24 protein-coding genes are annotated in these 21,791 nt (G+C 53.0%); 2 read left to right on the top strand and 22 right to left on the bottom strand.

What is annotated here, in order from left to right; all coding sequences use genetic code 11:
- Positions 1-2: 2 nt before the first annotated feature.
- The 5 genes from potG to nfsA all read right to left on the bottom strand — a co-directional run bounded on the left by potG (position 3) and on the right by nfsA (position 4,978).
- Entirely contained in the window at positions 3-1,136 is a 1,134-nt protein-coding gene (gene potG, locus QRN24_RS20585) for a putrescine ABC transporter ATP-binding subunit PotG (RefSeq protein WP_020884870.1), read from the bottom strand.
- A 143-nt stretch (positions 1,137-1,279) separates the two neighbouring features.
- Positions 1,280-2,392 carry a spermidine/putrescine ABC transporter substrate-binding protein PotF gene (gene potF, locus QRN24_RS20580; protein ID WP_284943026.1) on the bottom strand — a complete coding sequence of 371 codons (1,113 nt, stop codon included), beginning with the start codon at positions 2,390-2,392 and terminating at the stop codon, positions 1,280-1,282.
- 351 nt (positions 2,393-2,743) lie between these two features.
- A complete protein-coding gene (locus QRN24_RS20575) occupies positions 2,744-3,220 on the bottom strand; it encodes a YbjN domain-containing protein (protein ID WP_020884871.1) in 477 nt (158 codons plus the stop codon).
- A gap of 63 nt (positions 3,221-3,283) precedes the next feature.
- On the bottom strand, positions 3,284-4,186 hold the full coding sequence (gene rimK / locus QRN24_RS20570; RefSeq protein ID WP_284943025.1) for a 30S ribosomal protein S6--L-glutamate ligase: 903 nt from the start codon (positions 4,184-4,186) through the stop codon (positions 3,284-3,286).
- A 69-nt stretch (positions 4,187-4,255) separates the two neighbouring features.
- Positions 4,256-4,978 (bottom strand): nitroreductase NfsA, encoded by a 723-nt coding sequence (nfsA, locus tag QRN24_RS20565; protein ID WP_025204598.1) that lies wholly within the window; start codon positions 4,976-4,978, stop codon positions 4,256-4,258.
- A 182-nt stretch (positions 4,979-5,160) separates the two neighbouring features.
- Between nfsA and QRN24_RS20560 the strand changes: the two genes are divergently transcribed.
- Entirely contained in the window at positions 5,161-5,430 is a 270-nt protein-coding gene (locus QRN24_RS20560) for a GrxA family glutaredoxin (RefSeq protein ID WP_014169305.1), read from the top strand.
- Positions 5,431-5,460: 30 nt separating this feature from the next.
- Here QRN24_RS20560 and QRN24_RS20555 read toward each other — a convergent pair whose 3' ends face one another.
- The gene (locus QRN24_RS20555; RefSeq protein WP_020884874.1) at positions 5,461-5,835 is read right to left on the bottom strand and encodes an inner membrane protein YbjM; all 375 of its coding nucleotides are present in this window, start codon (positions 5,833-5,835) and stop codon (positions 5,461-5,463) included.
- A gap of 273 nt (positions 5,836-6,108) precedes the next feature.
- On the opposite strand from QRN24_RS20555, the gene QRN24_RS20550 reads away from it, so the two are divergent.
- Positions 6,109-7,794 carry an aspartate:alanine antiporter gene (locus tag QRN24_RS20550; protein ID WP_014169303.1) on the top strand — a complete coding sequence of 562 codons (1,686 nt, stop codon included), beginning with the start codon at positions 6,109-6,111 and terminating at the stop codon, positions 7,792-7,794.
- Positions 7,795-8,049: 255 nt separating this feature from the next.
- On the opposite strand, the gene QRN24_RS20545 is transcribed toward QRN24_RS20550, so the two are convergent.
- The 16 genes from QRN24_RS20545 to QRN24_RS20470 all read right to left on the bottom strand — a co-directional run bounded on the left by QRN24_RS20545 (position 8,050) and on the right by QRN24_RS20470 (position 21,783).
- Positions 8,050-9,168 (bottom strand): PIN domain-containing protein, encoded by a 1,119-nt coding sequence (locus tag QRN24_RS20545; RefSeq protein ID WP_284943024.1) that lies wholly within the window; start codon positions 9,166-9,168, stop codon positions 8,050-8,052.
- Positions 9,169-9,478: 310 nt separating this feature from the next.
- On the bottom strand, positions 9,479-9,847 hold the full coding sequence (locus QRN24_RS20540; RefSeq protein ID WP_284943023.1) for a hypothetical protein: 369 nt from the start codon (positions 9,845-9,847) through the stop codon (positions 9,479-9,481).
- 38 nt (positions 9,848-9,885) lie between these two features.
- Complete coding sequence (locus tag QRN24_RS20535; RefSeq protein ID WP_284943022.1) at positions 9,886-11,562, bottom strand: hypothetical protein; 1,677 nt, start codon at positions 11,560-11,562, stop codon at positions 9,886-9,888.
- Positions 11,563-11,564: 2 nt separating this feature from the next.
- A complete protein-coding gene (locus QRN24_RS20530) occupies positions 11,565-12,113 on the bottom strand; it encodes a baseplate complex protein (protein WP_275061957.1) in 549 nt (182 codons plus the stop codon).
- Positions 12,085-12,810, bottom strand: a complete 726-nt coding sequence (locus tag QRN24_RS20525; RefSeq protein WP_284943021.1) for a hypothetical protein — start codon at positions 12,808-12,810, stop codon at positions 12,085-12,087. The genes QRN24_RS20530 and QRN24_RS20525 overlap by 29 nt, the downstream gene beginning before the upstream one ends.
- Positions 12,800-13,381 carry a tail fiber assembly protein gene (locus QRN24_RS20520; RefSeq protein WP_284943020.1) on the bottom strand — a complete coding sequence of 194 codons (582 nt, stop codon included), beginning with the start codon at positions 13,379-13,381 and terminating at the stop codon, positions 12,800-12,802. The genes QRN24_RS20525 and QRN24_RS20520 overlap by 11 nt, the downstream gene beginning before the upstream one ends.
- The gene (locus QRN24_RS20515) at positions 13,381-15,807 is read right to left on the bottom strand and encodes a phage tail-collar fiber domain-containing protein (protein ID WP_284943019.1); all 2,427 of its coding nucleotides are present in this window, start codon (positions 15,805-15,807) and stop codon (positions 13,381-13,383) included. The genes QRN24_RS20520 and QRN24_RS20515 overlap by 1 nt, the downstream gene beginning before the upstream one ends.
- Before the next feature lie 9 nt (positions 15,808-15,816).
- Positions 15,817-16,404 carry a hypothetical protein gene (locus tag QRN24_RS20510; protein WP_275061960.1) on the bottom strand — a complete coding sequence of 196 codons (588 nt, stop codon included), beginning with the start codon at positions 16,402-16,404 and terminating at the stop codon, positions 15,817-15,819.
- A complete protein-coding gene (locus QRN24_RS20505; RefSeq protein ID WP_284943018.1) occupies positions 16,397-17,581 on the bottom strand; it encodes a baseplate J/gp47 family protein in 1,185 nt (394 codons plus the stop codon). The genes QRN24_RS20510 and QRN24_RS20505 overlap by 8 nt, the downstream gene beginning before the upstream one ends.
- Positions 17,578-17,907, bottom strand: coding sequence for a DUF2590 family protein (locus QRN24_RS20500; protein ID WP_044857978.1), 330 nt, complete (start codon positions 17,905-17,907; stop codon positions 17,578-17,580). The genes QRN24_RS20505 and QRN24_RS20500 overlap by 4 nt, the downstream gene beginning before the upstream one ends.
- Entirely contained in the window at positions 17,904-20,216 is a 2,313-nt protein-coding gene (locus QRN24_RS20495) for a phage tail tape measure protein (RefSeq protein ID WP_284943017.1), read from the bottom strand. Before QRN24_RS20495 ends, QRN24_RS20500 begins: the two co-directional genes overlap by 4 nt.
- Positions 20,213-20,356 carry a DUF6890 family protein gene (locus tag QRN24_RS22855; RefSeq protein ID WP_409014059.1) on the bottom strand — a complete coding sequence of 48 codons (144 nt, stop codon included), beginning with the start codon at positions 20,354-20,356 and terminating at the stop codon, positions 20,213-20,215. Before QRN24_RS22855 ends, QRN24_RS20495 begins: the two co-directional genes overlap by 4 nt.
- Before the next feature lie 47 nt (positions 20,357-20,403).
- Positions 20,404-20,664 carry a putative phage tail assembly chaperone gene (locus tag QRN24_RS20490; protein WP_271040633.1) on the bottom strand — a complete coding sequence of 87 codons (261 nt, stop codon included), beginning with the start codon at positions 20,662-20,664 and terminating at the stop codon, positions 20,404-20,406.
- A gap of 119 nt (positions 20,665-20,783) precedes the next feature.
- The gene (locus QRN24_RS20480; protein ID WP_044857981.1) at positions 20,784-21,152 is read right to left on the bottom strand and encodes a hypothetical protein; all 369 of its coding nucleotides are present in this window, start codon (positions 21,150-21,152) and stop codon (positions 20,784-20,786) included.
- Positions 21,152-21,493: a M15 family metallopeptidase gene (locus QRN24_RS20475; RefSeq protein WP_039268768.1), complete on the bottom strand. Its 342-nt coding sequence runs from the start codon at positions 21,491-21,493 to the stop codon at positions 21,152-21,154. Before QRN24_RS20475 ends, QRN24_RS20480 begins: the two co-directional genes overlap by 1 nt.
- The gene (locus QRN24_RS20470) at positions 21,490-21,783 is read right to left on the bottom strand and encodes a phage holin family protein (RefSeq protein WP_039268767.1); all 294 of its coding nucleotides are present in this window, start codon (positions 21,781-21,783) and stop codon (positions 21,490-21,492) included. Before QRN24_RS20470 ends, QRN24_RS20475 begins: the two co-directional genes overlap by 4 nt.
- Positions 21,784-21,791: the final 8 nt, after the last annotated feature.

Genomic DNA, 21,791 nt, shown 5'->3' with positions numbered 1-21,791 from the left:
CCTTATACCGTCAGCACTACACAACTGTCCGCATCCCAGCACAGGCGCACTTCGTCGCCCCAGGTCGGCTGTCCCTTGCGATAACGATGTTCGTTCTGCAGCTGGGCGCTGAGCATTTGCCCGCTTTTCAGACGCACATGGTAGATGGAGAGGTCGCCCAGGTAAGCAATGTGCACCACTTCCCCGACGGCGAAGTTAAAGCCATCGGCAGGCGGATCTTCGCACAGCATGATCTTCTCCGGGCGGAGCGCGACATACACCGGCACGTTATCCACCACCGAGCTATCCGGATCGACCTTAAGCGGATGCTGCAGCCCCGGCGACTCAATCACCAGACCGTCATCCTCGCGCGATTTCAGCAGCCCTTCGAAGACGTTGACCGACCCGATGAACTCCGCGCTGTAGCGGGTGGTCGGATGCTCATAAATCTCTTCCGGCTCGCCAATCTGTACGAACTTACCGCGGTTCATGATCGCAATACGCCCGGCCATGGTCATCGCCTCTTCCTGGTCGTGGGTAACCATCACGCAGGTCACCCCCACGCGCTCAAGGATATCCACCACTTCCAGCTGCATACGGTCACGCAGTTTTTTATCCAGGGCGCCCATCGGTTCATCGAGCAGCAGCAGCTTAGGACGTTTCGCCAGGCTTCTCGCCAGCGCCACGCGCTGACGCTGGCCACCTGAGAGCTGATGCGGTTTACGCTTCGCGAACTCCTGCATGTGCACCAGGCTGAGCATCTCTGCCACGCGGGCGGTGATTTCGGCTTTCGGCAGTTTGTCCTGCTTAAGACCAAAGGCGATATTCTGCTCCACCGTCATATGTGGGAAGAGCGCGTAAGACTGGAACATCATGTTTATCGGGCGCTGATACGGCGGCACGCGGGAGAGATCGACACCATCCAGCATGATTTGCCCGGCGGTAGGCTGTTCAAAACCGGCCAGCATACGCAGCAGGGTCGATTTACCGCAGCCAGATGCGCCCAGAAGGGCAAAAATTTCACCTTTGTAGATAGTCAGGCTGACGTCGTCCACGGCATGCTGACCATCGAAAGATTTGGTGAGGTTACGAATTTCAAGAAGCGGGGTCAGCGCTTTACGGACTTTCGCCTGCGGGCGGGGGATCGCGTCATTCACGGGGTGCTCTCCGGCAGAAATCAAAACTGGTGCAAACGCACCATCAGGGTGCGCATCGTCGGGCGGCGCTCACGCCAGCCCGACCGACGGGTTTAGCAGGCCCGGTGAGCGTTTTCGCCACCGGGCAACCGTACCGGACGCCGTTATTTACCGCTTTTCACTTTGGTCCACGCACGGGTACGTACGCGGTCAATTTTTGGATCCTGAACTTTCAGGGTGAACAGCTTGGCAAACACATCCGCCGGCGGATAGATAGCCGGGTTATTGCGGATCTCTTCGCTGACCAGCGGCACAGAGGCCTTATTGCCGTTAGCGTAGTAGACGTGATCGCTGATATGCGCGATGACTTCAGGACGCATCAGGTAGTTAAGGAACTGGTAAGCTTCTTCTTTGTTTTTCGCGTCAGCCGGCATGGCGAAGACATCGAAGAACGCCAGCGCGCCCTCTTTTGGAATGAAGTAGGAAACATTCACGCCGTTTTTGGCTTCTTTGGCGCGGTTAGCCGCCTGCCATACGTCCCCTGCCCAGCCAATCGCCACGCAGATGTCGCCGTTTGCCAGGTCGTTGATGTACTGTGAGGAGTGGAAGTAACGAATGTTCGGACGCAGCTTCAGCAGCAGATCGGTTGCCGGGCCGGTGTAATCATCGGCCTTGCTGCTGTTAGGATCTTTGCCCAGGTAGTTCAGCACGGTGGCGAAAATCTCTTCTGGCGCATCCAGGAAAGAGACGCCGCAGCTTTTCAGCTTCTCAAGGTTTTCCGGCTTCAGCACCACGTCCCAGCTGTCGAGTTTGACATCTTTACCCAGTACCGCTTTGACTTTATCGACGTTATAGCCAATACCGGTGGTCGCCCACAGATACGGCATCGCGTATTTGTTGTCCGGGTCATGCTTGGCGACCAGCTTAAGCACTTCCGGATCGAGGTTTTTCCAGTTCGGTAATTTGCTCTTATCGAGCGGCTGGAAAACACCTGCCGTCAGCTGACGCTCAAGGAAGCTTGCGGAAGGTACCACCAGGTCAAAACCGGTACTGCCCGCCATCAGTTTCCCTTCCAGCACTTCGTTGGAATCGAAAACGTCATAGACCACTTTAATGCCGGTCTCTTTTTCGAAATTAGCGACGGTATCCGGCGCGATATAGTCAGACCAGTTATAAACGTGCAGCGTTTTTTGTTCCGCAGCGAGCGTGCCGGCAGAGACGGCCATCAGAGCACCCGCAACCAGACCCGATAACCATTTTTTATTCAAGGCGATCATATCGTTATTCCTTCTGAAAGCTCGTTAACAAACGAACTAAAACTGTGCAATCTGAAGATATGCAATAATCATGCATAGTTTGTCGCTCTGCACGAAATAAAAAGAAACCTCTTTACCCGGCAGGATCCGCTCGCTTTTTTAAGCATCGCAAGAATAACTGTAGCCCGTGTCTCCGGCTATAGCCCAGACGAAAAAACGCCTTTTATCAATTTTTTATGCAGGTTATGTCTACGTGATAAGCCGAAATGGCGTTTGGGGAGGTGAAAAATTCTTTAAAGAAAGGTTAAAAGCAGCAGAAAAAATGGCGTTATGCAGCCGCTATGGCAGCGACTGCGCAAAAGTCAGACAGGCTTAGTGAAGAAAATTGGGAGATGCATCATTATTCTCTGCATCATCTTCCGTGCTATACAGCAAATGGTGCGCATTGGCTTCCATCATTACCATCGAAATTTGCTCTTCACTCAAGCGCATAAACCAGGAGAACTGCTTGAATGAGAGGCCGGCACCGGAGAATAAAGACTGGCAAACGACCAGTTTTGGCAGATTATCATCCTGTATATCGAGAAATGCTTTCACCGTCAAAGAACTGGCGTTGATGGCCGACAGGTCAGAGGCCAGGGCCAGCAGCGCAGACGGTTTCACTTCGGCCAGCGCAGAGAAGAGGATCACGTCGTTAATGAGATCGATTTTGGCATCGAAAATACCATCGAAATTTTGCATATGAGGCAAATGCAGCGCCTGGCAGGAATCACATTCAAAGAAAGTGATACCGGCATCATCGAGCCATTGACGTAACGTATCCAGTGTTGGAACGACCTGTAAATCCATCGCTGTGCAGCCTCTTTAATAAAAACTTCGCATAGAGTACGCAAAAAGTGCGCTGTAATCCATTTAACCGCCCGTTTTCAGACAGTAGCCCGGCGTTGCGTGGCGCTCGACCCATGAGATCATTTTACCCGCAATATCGACCCCGGTGGTTTTTTCCACCCCTTCCAGTCCCGGTGAGGCATTCACCTCCATCACCAACGGCCCGCGCGTCGCCCGCAGTAAATCAACACCCGCCACATCCAGCCCCAGCGTTTGCGCCGCTTTCACGGCAATCTCACGCTCGCGATCGCTGATATCCGCAACTCTCGCCACGCCGCCACGGTGCAGATTAGAGCGGAAGTCGCCCTCTTTTGCCTGACGTTCGATGGCCGCAACCACCTCGTTACCGACAACAAAACAGCGAATGTCGCGCCCTTTGGCTTCTTCAATGTACTCCTGCACCAGAATATGGGCATTCAGCCCACGAAAGGCGTCAATCACGCTTTCCGCCGCCTGCCGCGTTTCGGCCAGCACCACACCAATGCCCTGAGTGCCTTCCACCAGCTTGATCACTAACGGCGCGCCACCCACCATATCGATTAAATCGCTGGTGTCGTCCGGTGAATGCGCAATGCCGGTAACCGGAAGATCGATTCCCTGCCGGGCAAGCAGTTGCAGCGAACGGAGCTTATCGCGGGCGCGAGATATCGCAACGGATTCATTGAGCGGATAGCTGCCCAGCATCTCAAACTGGCGCAACGCGGCCGTGCCGTAATAGGTTATCTGGGAGCCGATGCGGGGGATAACCGCATCAAAATGCGGAAGCTTGTGGCCTTTGTAATGAATCGATGAGGCAGCAGGATCAATGTTCATATAGCAGGACATCGGATCGAGGATCTCAACCTGATGCCCCCGTTTTGCCGCCGCTTCTCGCAGGCGTTTACATGAATAGAGCGTTCCATCCCGGGACAAAATGGCAATTTTCACCCTGCACCTCTCTAAAGACATGGAAAAAGCCTGCGTATCATACACGCAGGCAGGCGCAGGATGAATGGGCTATCGTGTCGCCCAGCCCTGTTTGTGCAGATAGTCGAGAATAAACGGGCGATTCTCTTTAATGATGGTGCGACGAATGTGGTCACTCCAGGTATCGCGACGGTTATTGCTGTCGCGCGTCATGTAGTAGTGCGCCAGCTCTTCATCGTATTGCGCCAGCACATCCTGATCGACAGGCTGGTAGTGGTTTTCATGCACCAGCATCGCCGCAGGCAGGCGCGGCTTGAGGTCCGGGTTATCCGCAGGCCAGCCAAGGCACAGGCCAAACAGGGGCAGAACATGTTTTGGCAGCTTCAGCAGTTCGGTAACGCTTTCGATATTGTTACGCAGCCCGCCGATGTACACGCCACCCAGCCCCAGCGATTCCGCCGCCGTGAAGGCGTTTTGCGCCATCAGCGCGGTGTCCACGACGCCCAGCAGCAGCTGTTCGGCAAGGCCAAGCTCGGCTTGCGGGCAGATCTGCAGATGGCGGTTAAAATCGGCGCAGAACACCCAGAACTCGGCTGCCTGTGCCACATGCTTTTGTCCACCGGTGAGGGTCACCAGTTGTTCACGCATTGCCGGGTCGGTAATACGAATAATGGAGCTGCACTGCAGGAAGCTGGAGCTGGATGTCGCCCTTGCACTGTCAATAATGGCTTCACGCTGCGCCGGCGTTATCGGCTCGTCGGTGAAGTGGCGAATTGAACGATGGGAACGTAGCAGGTCTATGGTTGGCGTCATCTTGTCTCTCTTTGTCTTGCGTGAATCATATCGCAGCCAGTATAGGCAATGATGCGCGCGATGTAATTGGCGAAACATAGCTGAGAGGTATTATAACGACAGGCGAAACCTTCTTTAATGACGGCAGGTTATCGGGCACTATAGACCCATTCGCCGTCAGGCTTGTTTTCGAGGAGAGAGAAATGTTTGCAGTAATTTTTGGTCGTCCAGGGTGCCCTTACTGTGTGCGCGCGAAAGAGCTGGCTGAGAAACTGACCGAAGAGCGTGATGATTTTAACTTCCGTTATGTTGATATCCATGCGGAAGGGATCAGCAAAGCCGATCTGGAAAAAACCGTGGGTAAACCGGTTGAAACCGTACCGCAGATTTTCCTCGATCAGAAACACATCGGCGGTTGCACAGACTTTGAAGCATACGCTAAAGAGCATCTGGGCCTGTTTGCCGCTCAGTAATGCTAAGACGCCCTCACCCTGAGGGCGTCTTTATTTGTGCTGTCTGCGCCGGGCCAACATGCTGTGAACAAACAAAAAGCATAGCGCTCCCAGGGCGCACCAGAAGACGCCACTCAGCAACCACGCCAGCTCCTGCCAGAAACTTCGCGTTGAAATATACAGTGACCGCATCAGCAGCAGACACAGCGGCGCTGCAAGTATTGCGCCCAGTAACGGTTTCACCACTTCCCCCCGGCGCGAGAGAAAACTGGCAGCAGCCCCTGGCAGGGTGAAAAAGAGCAGCCCCAGCTCCGGATGACCCGACGCCCTGAACGCCCCCTTCACATTAAAAGCGAGGGACATGCAAACGACAATGAACAGCAAAAAGCAGCTGATCACCCCCGCCCAGTTTCGTTTAATGTTCAAACTATCCTCCTGACTTATCTCTATCAAATACACTTTCGTCGGGTAGACGCCCAGTCAGATAAAGCAATGCGGCAATCCTTGCCAAAGTACACACAGGGTGAAGCGATAATAGGTGGCTGTCAGTAGCTAATACGATTAAACTAACCGCCAGCTAATGTTTTAGGGAATAAAGCTGGAAACAGGGAGCGTTAAAGCCTTTCCCTGACCCAGAAAACAGTAGCCCAAAAAGCCCTTTCATTCAACAACTTACTGGTAAACAAGAAGTTAGCCTCCGTGAATATAAACGTCGCAGACTTGTTAAATGGGAATTACATCCTGTTATTATTTGTGGTACTGGCGCTGGGCCTTTGCCTGGGTAAATTGCGCCTTGGTTCGGTTCAACTTGGTAATTCCATTGGCGTTTTAGTCGTCTCACTATTATTAGGCCAGCAGCATTTCAGCATTAACACGGACGCGCTCAACTTAGGCTTTATGCTGTTTATTTTTTGTGTTGGTGTGGAAGCCGGGCCCAACTTTTTTTCAATTTTCTTCCGCGACGGCAAAAATTATCTGATGCTGGCGCTGGTCATGGTCGGCAGCGCGCTGCTGATCGCCTTAGGACTGGGTAAACTGTTTGGCTGGGATATCGGGCTGACGGCCGGTATGCTCGCCGGCTCGATGACCTCCACACCGGTGCTGGTGGGTGCAGGCGATACCCTGCGCCACTCCGGCATGGCCGGTGCGCAACTCTCTACCGCGCTCGACCACCTGAGCCTGGGCTATGCCCTGACCTATCTGATTGGTCTGGTGAGCCTGATTGTGGGCGCCCGCTACCTGCCAAAACTGCAGCACCAGGATTTGCAGACCAGCGCTCAGCAAATTGCCCGCGAACGCGGTCTGGACACTGACAGCAAGCGTAAAGTCTATCTGCCCGTGATTCGCGCCTACCGCGTTGGGCCAGAGCTGGTTGCATGGGCGGACGGGAAAAACCTCCGCGAGCTGGGGATTTACCGCCAGACAGGCTGCTATATCGAACGTATTCGCCGTAACGGCATTCTGGCAAACCCGGACGGCGACGCCGTGCTGCAGATGGGCGATGACATTGCCCTGGTCGGTTACCCGGATGCCCACGCCCGCCTCGACCCGAGCTTCCGCAACGGTAAAGAGGTGTTTGACCGCGACCTGCTCGATATGCGTATCGTCACCGAAGAGATTGTGGTGAAAAACCATAATGCCGTCGGCCGTCGTCTGGCGCAGCTGAAGCTGACCGATCATGGTTGCTTCCTCAACCGCGTGATCCGCAGCCAGATTGAGATGCCAATTGACGACAACGTCGTGCTGAACAAAGGCGACGTTCTGCAGGTCAGCGGCGATGCGCGACGCGTGAAAACCGTTGCGGACCGCATCGGCTTTATCTCTATTCACAGCCAGGTCACCGACCTGCTGGCCTTCTGCGCCTTCTTTATCGTTGGCCTGATGATCGGGATGATCACCTTCCAGTTCAGCAACTTTAGCTTTGGCATCGGTAACGCTGCCGGGCTGCTGTTCGCCGGTATCATGCTGGGCTTCCTGCGAGCGAACCACCCGACCTTCGGCTACATTCCGCAGGGGGCGCTCAATATGGTGAAAGAGTTTGGTCTGATGGTCTTTATGGCGGGTGTCGGCTTAAGCGCCGGTAGCGGCATTGGCCACAGCCTGGGGGCTGTTGGCTGGCAGATGTTGGTTTCCGGACTTATCGTCAGCCTGGTACCGGTCGTGATTTGCTTCCTGTTCGGTGCTTATGTGCTTCGCATGAACCGCGCCCTGCTCTTCGGGGCAATGATGGGGGCCCGTACCTGCGCCCCGGCAATGGAAATTATCAGTGATACCGCACGCAGCAATATTCCTGCGCTGGGCTATGCGGGCACCTACGCTATCGCTAACGTACTGCTTACACTGGCGGGTACGCTGATCATCATCATCTGGCCTGGACTCGGATAACTCTTAAGTTCTGCGCACGACGAAAAAATTTTCGTTACGCGCAGAACTTTTTTATCAGGGGGCAGTCATAACTATTGCCACTGCTTTTCTTTGATGTCCCCAATTTGTGGAGCCCATCAACCCCGCCGTTTTGGTTCAAGGTTGATGGGTTTTTTGTTGTCTAAAAATAAAACTCATTAAATTCAAAATCTTATAACTAAACTGTAATTGGGTTGGCGACAAAATGGCGACAGCGATAGTGCCCAATCATAGTTGTTACAAATCTTGCTCGTCAGGTTCATATGCTAATTCCAGCTCCCCAAAATCCATCGACGTTGGACGCTCTATTACTTCCACATCTTCAACGGTCAAATCATCTATAGAACCCGACAAGTCTCCGGAGATTGTTATTAGTATTCTGGATGTATATGTTTCCTCGGCACGCTTGGTGATTGACCCCATGTAAACATGATCCTTATCGAATGAATCGTAAACTGACAGGGAGAAATCACCATCTGCGTAAAGTGAAATTTCTGCAAATGCTTCTATAACAACCCAGTTTTCATCCTTGTCAATGACAGTGAAGTGGTTATCTGTGAACTCAAAATCTTCAAATCCACCTGAGCATCCATCAGCCTCCCAGTACAAATATGAATCTGCCTCTTGTTCTGGTGCAAAACCGTCAAAGGTTGACTCAAGGTGTACAGCAATATCATGCAAGAATTTACCGGCCTGTCCTTCAGCAAGTGCTTTTTGTAAGTTATCAATTAGTTCATAAGGTGCGGTTTCTTCATTGAAGTGTGCTAAAGCCTTTGATAAGTCAGGTTCATAATGCAAATTCTCAGCATCAGCACAAAATCTCTGCCAATCGTCATCTCTTGCTACGGCAAGAACATTTTCACCATTCTCTTCAGCCCAAGCTTGTACGGCCATTAATGTGATCGCATCAGGAAACTCATTTTTTTTCTTACCTGTATCTGCGAAAGGAGCTTCTGAAGAGAAATATCGTTCAAGTAGTTCTGGTACCGAGACGTAATCCCCAGTAGTCAAAACCTCCGCATCTGTTACGCCAACGAATCTGTCTAATCTACTCTTTCCTAATCCTTCAACTTCTCTGCCTTCAATCAATGTTCTTTTTGCGTCATTTAGTTCGCTTCCATCAAAAAAAAGATGATCGCCAGCCTCTTCGAAAGCTTTCTCAAGGGAGCCACGTGAAGTCCTGATTTTTCTTTCAAGATGATTTTTAACTTCATTGTAAATTACATCCGGTATCAAAAACGTTGTCGAGGTTCGGCTGAACTGGGAAAGCTTACCCAGTAGTCCTTTCTCAAGCTTTAATCCGTACTGGTCGTAGATACTTGTATCTAACAAAATTGCGGTGAATTTTTCAGTCATATCGAATGCCTTAATGTAAGCTCTGCCAAGTAATCATCGGAAGAAAATCCACAACTAAAAAGCGACTACTAATGTGGCAAAAGTTTTCTTAAGTTCCAAGATTAAAATTAGATTTCGATGCAACTATTAGTCGCTGGTTTTCATGAAATGCATACAGTTTTTTCAGTTTTCTATGTCCCTTTAAAATTCCCCTATGCCTTGCTAAGTCTGACCTCAACGTTCCTAAGGCGAAAACAGCCAGAAAACAATATCGATCCATTCCATTCACACAAGATTTGTTTTTCCCTTGTTTTTCTGTAGGTTACACTTTTTATTCGATCCTCCACAGAACCATGAAAGTGAAAAACACTGAAATCTTTTTCATTCTTTTCAGTTCTGGTTTTACGCAAAGCCGCCAGCAGTGGCGCGGTCTGGCGGTCTGGTTTGTAGAAAAATAAAACTGAAAAATTTTTATGATCCAAAAACCGCAGGCGGGTGCGGTGTAGTGCGATTTTGGTCTGCGAAAGATTTTTTTGGCCGTGCTGTGACGCGCTAGCGCTCTGCTGTGCCCACGATCTGTTTTAAGGGTGGCGTTGAGTACCTGAAGGACTGGAACGCGCCAGAGCGCCGCTGGTTGCGCGTAGCGATAGCCGCTTGTGAGATAAGAAAAGAGATATCCCCGCCATGGGATGAAGGGCATAAAAAAACCCGCTTTCGCGGGTTATGTTCTGGATCGGATTACTTGCCAATTACCGGGGAATATTTGCCGTTCAGCGTGTCCGCTTTCGTTCCGGTGTTCCGGATGGCTCCCGCGTTGGTCGGTGCGCCCGTATTGCTGTGCGTGTGGCTTGCCGTTTGCTCTGCCAGCTCTTTTACCACGTCGAGTGTGTCGAGCATCAGCTGTGCCACGTTGATAGTGCCAGAGCCAATCCACACCACCGGGGCAATAATCTGCTGTTGGACGACCGCCACGCTTTTGCGTATCTGGCCAATCTTCTCAATCAGGTCTTTACCCGTTGTGACTGTCTGGCTCCCGGCTATGTCCGTTTCATCATTGCCGCCGATACTCGTCACCCGGTTATTTACTGCCTGGCTGTAATCGCCCGTGCATACCTGCTGAATGGCTCCGGCCAGCAGTGTGGACGTGCCCAGCACAGTCAGTTTATCCGTGGCCTTAACCGTCGTTTCACGGCTGACCAGCTCCCGTTGTTCCGTATCGGACTTAACCACCCGCGCCATTGAGGTTTCACTGATCGTCTGGTCTGTCTGCCTCACCCAGTCACCCGCCTGGGTGACGCGCTGCGACACCTCCGCACGCTGCTGTTGCAGCTGTTCGCCAGGCTGGATATCCGGGAGGCTGGTTCCGTCCGGCACGGTCTGCCGCACAAAGGGTTTATCCGGCCGCCCGCCAGTAAAAGCGATTTCGACCAGCGTCCCTTCAGGCGGAAACTGGAACATCCCCGAATCATTACCCGCCATAGGAACCGGCAGCGGAACGGCTGAATAAACAGGCGTGTCTTTATCCGGGTTGCCGTCCGCGTCCAACAGCTGCACATCAACCGCATAGCGGGGACGGAATGGATCGGAGAAATTCCCACTTTTCACCGCCTCAACGGGATTCATGACACGGCCAAACTTTGGCAAATGCAGCCCGGATGCCAGCTCCGGATAATGGCTTTCAATCTGGCGCTGAACAGGCGTTTTTTGAAGTGCCTTCCCCGTGGCACGATTGCGGGGCGTCCATGTAACAGCCATCGTGTCATTTTGCAGGTGGACTTTCGTCACCCTTTGCCCGTTCAGATCCACACCAGGGCGCAGACTCTGCACCAGGGGAAGTGTCATTGAATTACCCCCGGCCGCTCCCTGATTAAATTCATGTGGGATCTCAATCGGGCGATCAGCAAACAGGGCTTTTTCCGCGCCGCCTGTATATACCGCTCCGTCCGGCAGCTGATACCAGACGTAATCCGTGATCCCGAAAGCCTTTCCCAGATTATCCAAAAGCTGATACCCCGTACCGCTGTGGGTGAAATGTGGGATCGGACGGTCTGAATAATCGGCATCCGGCACGCTGAAGGTCAACCCGCTGTGTTCTGTAAGCCAGCTGGCCACATCACGCAGCGTGGGGTGCTGGAAGGAACATGGCCACTGACGTTCGAAAACGCCGACCAGCTCACGGACAAACAGACGCTGAAAGCCGTTTTCAGCAGGTTGAGAGCGTTCCACGTACCCGGTAAACCAGCGCAACACCAGATCGGTGTAACCAACATCGAGACGCACCAGTTTCCCGGTATAGTCCTGGGTGGTTCCGGCAGTAATAAACCCCCGGCCGCAGCTGTTCAGCTCCAGCACCAGACTGGCATCAGCCAGGTGAATTTCATCCGTCGAAAGATATAAACGCTTTATTGGTTTCATGATTATGCCAGTGCGTCATTTACGGGCTTGAGTACGTTACTTTCAAACCACGTCAGTTTTTCTTCATCCTCGCCAGCGACCTGGCCACCGTTCTGGCCGCCTCCACTTCCCGCCGTTTGCTTCACGGCTTTGGTTTTGCCGCTTGTCCTGGCCTCACGCTTTTCCTGCACGCTGATATGTTCGGTCAGGGTGAACGTAACCAGCCAGGACATACGCCCGTCCTGCGGCGGGGCGTCCAGGGTTCCGGTAAAAGTCGCCTCACGAAAATTCACAGCCCGTGCTGCCTCATGTGCAACCCGGTATTTCTGGCGCTGGCCGCTGGCATCCGTCGCGCTGCCCAGCTCAAATATACGGCGCAGGATCTCCGGATTTTTATACGGAATTTCACCGGATACGCGCAGTTCCTTGCCTTTGATGCCCTGCTCTGATTTCGTGGTAGCACTCGTCTGGCCGGACTGGTCTTTGTCCTGAAATTGCTGCGAAACGGTCACACGCATGTTCTTCAGCAGAATGGCTTCACCGTTAAGCGCCAGTGTCGGGTTCGATGTCATGTATCATTCCTTTTATGCCGTCCAGATTGTCGCCGACCAGCATCATGGCGGCGGTGTACACGGAGGACTGAAGCGGTATCCCTTTTACCAGCTCCAGAAGCGTCGATGGCAGATCGCCGCTGGCGGTAAACACCCATGCCCTGGCGCTTTTTCCCTGCAATTCTGTTAACCCGCTGGCAATGTCAGAAATCAGGCTTTCGCGCTGCTGTTTAAACTCCCCCATCAGCTTTTTTACGCCCGTCAAATCTGCGACGGCTGCGGCTTCCTGCTGGGCTTTTTTTACCGCTGCAGCCGCCAGGGCGGTGCGGCTTGTAGGCACGGATAGCGGGATCGCTGCGGGCAAACTCTGACTGTATTTCGCCGGAATTTGCATCTTTTCCGCAGCCAGCTGCGCGGCGGACTGCGCCAGCCTCCGTACCTGGGTAAATGCCGGGCTGGGGAATACATCCACAAGTTTGTTCAGGCTGGCCATAAAGCTGTCATGCGTCTGGCCAGAAACCATCATGATAACGATATCCGCCGCGCCGCCCGTTCCGGCCAGTTTGTCAGCCAGGTAATTGATCGCGTTTACCGGGCTGAGATACGCGCCGTTTTCAGTCTGCTGTCCTACCCCGTACACCCAGGGATGCACCGGGATAACGGAACAATTCAGCGCGGCCACTGAATCACTGAACGCAATTCGTGCTTCACGCCACATTGTCAGGCACCTCTGGCCACTCAATTTCCGGCGCTTTGCTGGTATCTACACGGTTAAGCAGCACACGAAATGCCTTCCATTCAGACAGCAAGGCGATCTCCTTTTCTGTAGCCATGTCTAAATCAACAGCGTCCTGTAACGTGCTGATAATTTCAGTAGCGTCTTTCTGAAGCTGTTTTTTTTTATCAACTGCATGTGATACCGCAGCAGCTCGCTCAGCATCGGAATCTTTAATCCATTTAGTGCCATCCCAGCACATATAATCACCTTCGGGTGCAATAGCTGTCACATCAGAAGGTAATTCACCCAATTCGGTAATAAATATCTGCTGGCCATTTTCTTTGCTGTATACCGCATCATTACGATGGTCTTCATAAAGCGTCCATTTTTTTCCGTTAAATACAGCAGCCATACCCGGTGCGATATCAGGCGGCGCAATATCTGTGCAATCAGCTGGCAATCCCGTCCCGGCCGGAATATAAGCATCACCCGCACCGATAAATTCACGGGTATCTGCTCGCAGGTTATAAATTCGAATTGTTCGGTCTTTATCAGAAAATTTAAAAGTCATTATGCAAGTCTCACAATGTAATTAAAGGCGATGTTTTTAACGGTGTTCTCAGCATTACCAGCTGCGGAAACAGTGATGGTGTGTGTATGTGCTCCCATCACAACCGAATGGGTATGTGAACCCACTGCCACTGTATGCGTATGGGCACCAACGGCTACTGTGTGTGCATGTGCCCCAGCGCTGGCCGCCGTACCCGTTACGCTGTGGGTATGTGCCCCGGCATTAACGGTATAAGAGGACGTATCAACAAAGCCGGCTTTGTTATAAACGTTACGGTCAATATAAACGCCATTCCCGCCGCTACCATCGCGCCATGCTCTCTGGGCGTGACTGTGATCGCCAGCGGAGGCCGCCGTACCGGAAACGCTGTGTGTATGCGCCCCGGTGCTGTTTGATGTTTTCGTCCCGTAATCAAATGCGCTGGTTGTTTTCGTACCGTAGTCAAAAGCGCTGGTATTTTTCGTACCCAGATCGGTAGATGAAGCAGAAGCGCCATGGGTGTGCGATTTAATACCGTCCTGCTCCTGTGACAGCACCGCCCTTCCGCTGGCAGGTTTACCCTTAATCGTCCAGCCCCGCATATCGGGAATGATGCCTGAAGGATAGGCCGCCGCAAGGAGTGGATAAGCCGTTTTATCAAAGGCTTGTCCCGCCATAATTGCATATCCATATGGCGCTGTGTCGGACGGCCACGGAATAGGGGCACCAACAGGAAACGAATCATCAGGCGTCCAGACAGTCCAGGCTCCTGTTGAATACTGGCTACGGGTATAACTTCTGGAACTGTTATAAACCCTGTAAACCTGCGTTACTCCGGCATTTTTATAAACAAGTAGCGTTCCGGCGTTATTCTCTGGGTAGTGCCTTGCTGCTGACGTATTGGCGTTCGCTGGTTGATAATAAATTCCCGGCGTTTTTAGTGTATCCAGATCTTCTGTAGAAAGCCCGGTTGCCTGACCGTTGAAAATATCCTGAGAGGTTACGTTAATATCAGCATTCAGCACATGGCCATTGACCTTGCGCCCGTCAGGAACCGCCCCCACGTCCGCGGCTGTAGGTTTATTCTTGTCGGTATAAAAATATTGGTAACTCTTTGTTTGCCCACCATCCCAGCGAATTGCAATTTTACCTGTACTGCTGGAAGGAATAATCAGATGTCTGTCGTCCCTGTTTCCGCCTCCATCCTGTAGCAGTGTTATAGTGTGAGCATACGGACCGCCATCAACAGCATGCGTCCAGAAGCCAGACGGCAATCCGGCTGGAATATTGTCATAACTGTTTGACCCGGCTACAGGTGTCCGTGGGGATGTCCCACCAAGCCCTCCATAGCCAACTGTCAACACTCTTCCCGCCGTTGTATCGGTCTGAGAAGTGACAACATCTTTCCCGGACGCTGTCCCAAGGGCGTTTTTTACTTCATCCAGTTCATCGCTTACCGCCTTAACAGCTTTTGGCGTGGCGGCAAGAGATTCAGACGCGCTATCCGTCGCACTGCTCAGCTGGGTAAACCCTTTGGCTGTTGTCGTTGCGTCCGGATGATTACGCGACTGTTCATGTTTTTTCAGCGCATCACTGGCGGCCTGTTCGTTAAGCGTACCCTTAGGGCGCAGATCGGTAATATTGCCGTTTGCGTCAATACTGGCCACGGCAAAAACATAGTGCTGTACGCCACTTTGCACGTAATCCACCAGGTCAGCCGCCACGGTGATTTTACTGACCACGCCCCAGGCGCTGGTCAGCGTTCCCGTCCACGCTACATCCAGCCAGACTTTTACAGGCTTTGTCGTAACCGTAATGTTCTGGTTAGCGGCCAGCTGCGCGCGCAAGCCGCGCACATAACCCGTCCCCGCCGTCACAAAATACTGCGAGCCGCTTTTTGCGACAAGCCAGCCATTCCCCATGAAAGCCGCCGCGCCGTACAGGTCAATATTTTCCAGGCGCTGACGTTCATCCATCCCGGCCATACGGGCAGTGAAGTCAATCTGCCAGGTTTCCGCTGGCGTGTTGATTCCGGTTTCAGCCTGTGCGCCGTTGTACTCCATCAAAAAAGAACGGGTGAGCACATTACCCTGCTGGCCATCTTTCGTTTTCAGCTTCTGCTGTAGCGGCGCATGCACAATCATGGCCAGCGTGTTGCTTGCCTTGTTAATAAGGCCAATCCAGTTAAACGAAAAATCACCCACTTCCGCACCCAGCACAACGGAGTGAACCACGGCGTTTTCATTAACCACGCCTTTACGGCTGACGGCCTGGCGGTGAACGATCTGTGCGGCAGGTGGCAGCGTTTCACTGCGGTCAATCGGCTTACTGGCATCCAGCCCCGGCACGTTGGCAAACACAAATTCATCCAGCAATACGGGTTCACCCGTTACCGCCTGGCTGGCTTTCCACTGCTCAAAGGCCAGTGTGATAGCTGTCTGTGACATAAACTCTCCCTATAAACTCGCGCTAAACGTTGCGCCGCTGGCTTCCGTGCTGTTCAGACGTGCCGGATAAACCACATATTCCCCCTGATCCCATCCCGCCCGGATAGTCAGGCTTTCAGACGTGATCACTTCAAACTGATAACGGCGGCAGGTTCGCCCGTACTGCCGGATTATCTGAATCATCAGCTGCGTGTTGTCCGCAATCTGGCTGTCCGTGACGCGCACCATGATCACGTCCCAGTCAATACCCGGCTGGCGTTCTACCAGCTCCACGTATCCAATCCCCAGCCGTGAAAAGATGTTGATGAACCCCTCAACCGAACCCGCATCACGCGCGTTGATGAAGGCATAAGCCACGCGCTTGCGGTACAGGCTCAGCGGTTCGCCACTGAAGCGGCTTATGTCACGGTCATACGCGATCAAATTGAGTACCGGTTCAATGCAGGTCAGCGGATCAAACTGCCTTAATGGCCACGTGATCCAGCCGTAGACCTCAGCCCAAAAAGTCCGCGCCGTGCGCAATAAAGCCAGTGGCTCACCTTTATTCATCCAGGACGGCAGCGCCAGACTGGCCAGTTTCTTCAGAAAATCAGTCATCTTTCAGGCTCACCGTTAAGGAGTTAAGGCGCGGTACGCTCAGTTCGCTGGTGATATCCTTCAGCGAAAACTCAATGGAATCCGACTCCGGGAAGGTTTTGTGCACCTCTCTCCCCAGCTGCGAAAACGAAAAGCGGGAATATGGCCACGTCTTTTTCACGTCATAATCCGTGTTTTCCCTGAAGGCGCAGCGGATCAGGTTTTCAATCCCTTTTTTCAGCGCGTCCTGTTGTTCCGCCTCCAGGTTGCTCAGGTTTCTGACATATACCGTCACACTCAGATCGTGGCGGGTTTCCGGCATGGCAAAACACTGCATATCGTCCCCGTGCCCGTGGTGGCCTTGCGTGTTGATATAGTCATTAACGGCTTCAATAAACGGCTCTGACGTGACCCCGCTGTCCAGCAACAGATACGCGTTTGCTGTACCCGGACCACGTGGCGCGTCATGGAGAAAGAAAATCCGCTCAATGCTCAGTCCGGCCACGCTCGCAATCATCGAACGGTAAACCGCGTCCGTGTGATAGTTGCCCACCAGGTTGAACTGGTTCCGGCAGCGCTCGCGCAGCTCGTCATCGCTTTCTTCGTCCGCACCTGGCACGGTCAGCCAGTCCTCTTCACTGGCCACATGGCTGATACCGTCCACGGCCGCGGGCAAAATGCGGTAATAGCCCGGCGCAAGGTTGTACGCCCCGCCCGTTCCGGTTGCCTTGACGGCAAGTAAAGCGCTTGCCGTGCCGGACGGGATCACCACATCGGCCACGGTGGCCAGGGCATAAACCTGGCCGTTAATCCTTTCGGTCTGGACTACCGTTCCCGCCGTCACGGTGACGGCCTGTTTTAAATCTTCCTTGTAAAAGCGGATCACACCTTCCGCAGCGCTGGCAGGTTTAGCCGTGACGTTCACCGCCCAGGCCAGCAGACGCAACATCTGCCCACCCGCAGTGGCCACAAACATATTGGCCATGACCACCGAAACCAGCGCATCCTTCAGCCACATCACTGGCGCGGTCACAATGGCAGTAATGAGCCGCCAGAACGGAGACATGCGCGACGTGTTGGTAATCAGTCCTTCCTCTGCGGCGATGGCGTTGAAACGGGTGCGTACTGCCTCTTCCGTAACGGGCATCCCGCTGGACTTCACCACCCCTTCAAAATCAACCTGCGGCTTTTCCGTCATAGCTCCACCTGCGCCGATATCCCGCCAAAGTCATACGTGCTCGCCGTTATCCATAACCGCTTCTGGCTTTCCTCGCTCACATCCACCGTACCCGGCACAATGCGTTCATCCTCTTCAATGAGCAGCTCCAGCTGCGTGAAGATATCCGCGCGTAAAGTCGGGCTGCGTTCGCCAACCAGCTGCGTGGCCAGACCGCTTTCCAGAATGCTGTGAATAATGTCCTGCCCGATGCTTTTGCGGTTATTACACAGCTCAGGCTCTTTCCCGGTATTCAGAACAAAATTACCGTTTTCAATCAGCAGATCGATGTAAAGCAAATCACTCATGGGTTTAGCTCCTGCCACTCCTGCAACTGTCCCGGTGAAAGTGTTTCTTTCGGATAAATATTCACCGTGTCAATTTTGCGGCTGTTGTCCGTAACAGACTTAGAATTACTGTTTATGGTTTTACTGATACCGCCGCGCTCAATGCCTTTCAGCTCCCCGCCTGTTAAAAGTACATTGGGGGCGATTGCTGGCGGCGGCTCCGGTAATAACGTGTTTTGCGTTAAGTGCTGCGTAATATTCCCGCCATACTCAACCTGTTTTATTTCAGGTGAAGCGATCGCAGTCTGTTCAATTTGTTTAGGATTAAAGGGTATTCCCTTATTAGCTCCCGAACCTGAATCAGCAGCCAGGGCAATATCTACGCCCGGAATTTTATTCAGCTTTTCAATAATCCAGTTGTACGTTCCGGTAAATGAACCTTTCAGCGCGTCCCACAGTTTCCCGAACACACCACCGATCACACTGGCCATTTTTTCAAAGGATGCGACAGGAGAATTAATATCAAAGGCGTTAACCACATCACCCCAACCCTCAATAATAATCCCGAACATCTCAATGACCGTCTGAATGGAACGATAAACCAGCTGAAACGGAGTCAGAACCAGGCCAACCGCACCCGCCACGACACGACCAAAGGTTTCCCCCGCGCTGGTCACGCCAGCCAGTTTTTCCCCGGTCATTTGTACCGGGGAAAGCAGGTTGCCAAACCAGCCAAACAGCGTTTTCACGCCGTTCCAGACCCAGCCCACCGCCGTGGCGATGCCGCTGAAAAGCCCCTTAAACGGAGTCAGTGCGCCACTGGCCTGGCTGAAACCACTGATAAAACCGCTGACGAACGCCTTAATCGGCTGCCAGAATTTGATAACCGCCAGCACCACGCCAGCAATAGCCAGGGCAACGGCCGCTATCGGGCCGATCATCAGCAAGAACGAGGCGGAACCCGCACGGGCGGCGATACTTGCCGCCAGGAGGGTGGCACGTAAACGACGCAATCCGGCAGTAAACAGCTGTGTCACGGCATTACTCGCGAGCATTGCCAGGCGATTAAGTCCCAGCAGTCTGGCCATAGGTGCCAGCACCTTCGTTACGCCCATCATCACAAACGTATTAACACCCATCACAATATTGGCGATGGCTCCCACGGCGGCAAAACTCAGCAGTGCCAGTGCGGCATAACCCACCACCCGCGCAATATTGGGAAACAGCTGCATCCAGCGGGCAAAGGTCTGCCCCATATCCGCCAGGCGATTCAGCAAGGGATAAAGCACCGGGATCAGCGTCAGCCCAATAACGGTTTTAATGGCCGTCAGGATGGCAATAAAGCGATCCCACGGCTTAACCATTTTGGCCGCCATTTCCTGGGTACGTTTCAGCCCGTCAGCGCCGCCCAGCTCAGTGATATTGCGCTGAAGCAGCGCCACGTTGCCATACAGCTGCTTAACCACCGCCGAACTATCCCCAAAGGCTTCATCCAGCTCCGCCTGTGCCTTCAGGTTCCCTTCCAGGCTCTTGCCATATTTGCCCTGTAGCTTCGTCAGCATTTCAGGCATGGACAGCATTTTTCCGGTAGCGTCGGTGAAGGACAGCCCCAGCTTTTTAGCGCCATCAATCGCGCTCGTCATAAAGCCTTCGTAAGCGCTGCTCGCTTCCGTTCCCAGCGTGCGGCTCAGTTGCCCCAGCACGGCCAGCTGTTCATCCAGCCCGACACCATAGTTTGTCCCCACGCCGCGCGCGCCTTCCATCAGGTCTTTGATAGTGGCCATTTCCGCGCCGAACGTCTTGCGCATGTAAACCATCTTTCCGGCCAGCTGTTCAGCAAACTGCACTTTGCCCAGGCGTGCGGCATCAGACGCAAAGTTACCGAACATCTGCCCCATGAACTCCGACGTTTCCGCCGCGGTTGATTTCATGGCAAACGCCAGGACGTTGGCGACTTTGGTCACTTTCGGCAGTTCATTCCCGGTCAGCCCGGCGATGGCCGCATTGATTAATTCAGTGGACTGTACAAACTCCACCGCGCTGGCTCCGTATGTGGTGCTGAACGCCAGAGCATCACGCTGAACAGTTTTAAGCGCTGAATTGTCGATGCCTTTTGCGGCCGCATCATTCAGCGCGTCATACATTTCAATGGCCGGAGACAATGCGCCTTTGATGGCCATTCCCGTTCCGGCCAGCGCCAGCACGCCGCCGCCAATCTGCATAAACGCTGCTTTTGATTTATCCGCAAAGCCGGTCACATTGTTCTGCACCTGTTTTAACGGGCGGGACAATTTATCGATCAGGCTTAATGTAAAATCTAACTGTTTCATTCAGCGCCTTTAAAAGCAGTGCCTATTCCGTTTGCCGTAGCAATACGCATGTTTTCCCAGTAACGATTATCCAGCCAGACAGCGGCGGCAATATCATCAATGGAATCTTCCCCGTGGGGTAAATAATGACGGCGTAAAATTAAATACTGATCGAGTCCGTTTTGCTCAATAGCCCGGACTCGCCTTGTCAGTTTTTTACTTCAATTTCCAGCTCTGGTGCGTAAATTTCATTTACTTTGCCCGTCAACTGCAACGCAGCACCGGGACGTTTCAATATTTCCGTCAGCGCGTCTTTACTTTCTGGTTCAACAATACGCATAAGATAGCTATGCGCCGGGGCGACTTTGTTATCCATCGCCATTTCATTAATGAATTTGTTATAGGCGGTCTGGTTTGGTGCAAATACAATGGTTTTACCACACACGGATAATTCAATTTTCTGTTCCATTTAATACACTCTCTCGTTTATTCATTTCATCAATCAGCGCGTTATGACGTGCTGCACACACAGAATATAAATCCTGATATTCAATAGCAGGGGCAGCAATATCCGCCCCGGTATTACCTTTAATGCGCGGAAGATTTTCCGTTGGGCATTTTCGCTTCAGGTTTTCCTGATAGGGTACGTTCGGTATTTTCGACGGTTGCGTTATACATCCGGATAAATTCATCAGACACGCAAACATTAGTGAATACCGGCTTAAGGATTTCCGTCCTGATTTCCTTCGGTCTGCCACTTTCCAGCGCCTCCAGCTTCTCTTCCAGTCCCCTGGCGGACTCGCTGGCAATCTCCATCATTGCCTTGCGGGACTTGTTACCCGCAACCTGCGCAGCGGAGTTGATTGCCAGTTCCAGACTGTCACGCCGCCAGTCAGCGGTCAGCCAGCCCCAGACAAATGCCAGCGCAACCACTACCAGCCACTGGCCGTTTGTCATCAGCGCACCCCGTTATGTTCCAGGCTGAAGTGATTACCGTCCGGACGGGATTTAAAGCGGCCGCCCCACGTTCCGCCCAGCGATTCCCAGTATTCACCCAGCGGCAGATAATCAGCCGTGTCCGTTTTGTACTGGCCATTCACGAACAGGTTAAAATCCACGGCCAGACGCTGTGTGTGCAGACTGTTGGTGATACCGCTGCCTTTTTTAGCGTTCAGCGCCGCCTGTTCCGGCGTGCGGTACGCCTCGCCAAAAGTCAGGCGATAGCCATGCTCTTCAGCCCAGTGGATCAGACTGGCCACCATCACGGTAAACAGCTGCTGTTTCTCGCTTAACGTCATTTCCCCACTCCTTTACCCAAAAAGTTGATCCCTTTTTTGCGCAGCCAGGCTTCAACACCATTCAGCCCCAGAATACCCAGCGCAGAACCAATCCCGGCAAGCGCCAGAGGGTGAATGTCCGGCACAAAGTACAGTGCAACCCCTGCGGCAAGCGATAAGGCGCTGCCGACAATGACGCGCCCCAGAACCAGGCGCAACGTGATCGGCTCATCGCTGTTCAGCATTTTTCCGAGGGCAATCAGCGCCCCCATCAGAGCCAGTGCGATAAACCCCTTTTCATACTCCTGCATCCCTGCCC

Origin of the sequence: Enterobacter sp. MEB024, assembly GCF_030209635.1 — a bacterium.
In the GTDB taxonomy this organism is placed as follows: Bacteria; Pseudomonadota; Gammaproteobacteria; order Enterobacterales; family Enterobacteriaceae; genus Enterobacter; species Enterobacter ludwigii.
Note: the sequence above shows the minus strand (reverse complement) of the source record. Positions and strands in the feature narration are given on the sequence as shown.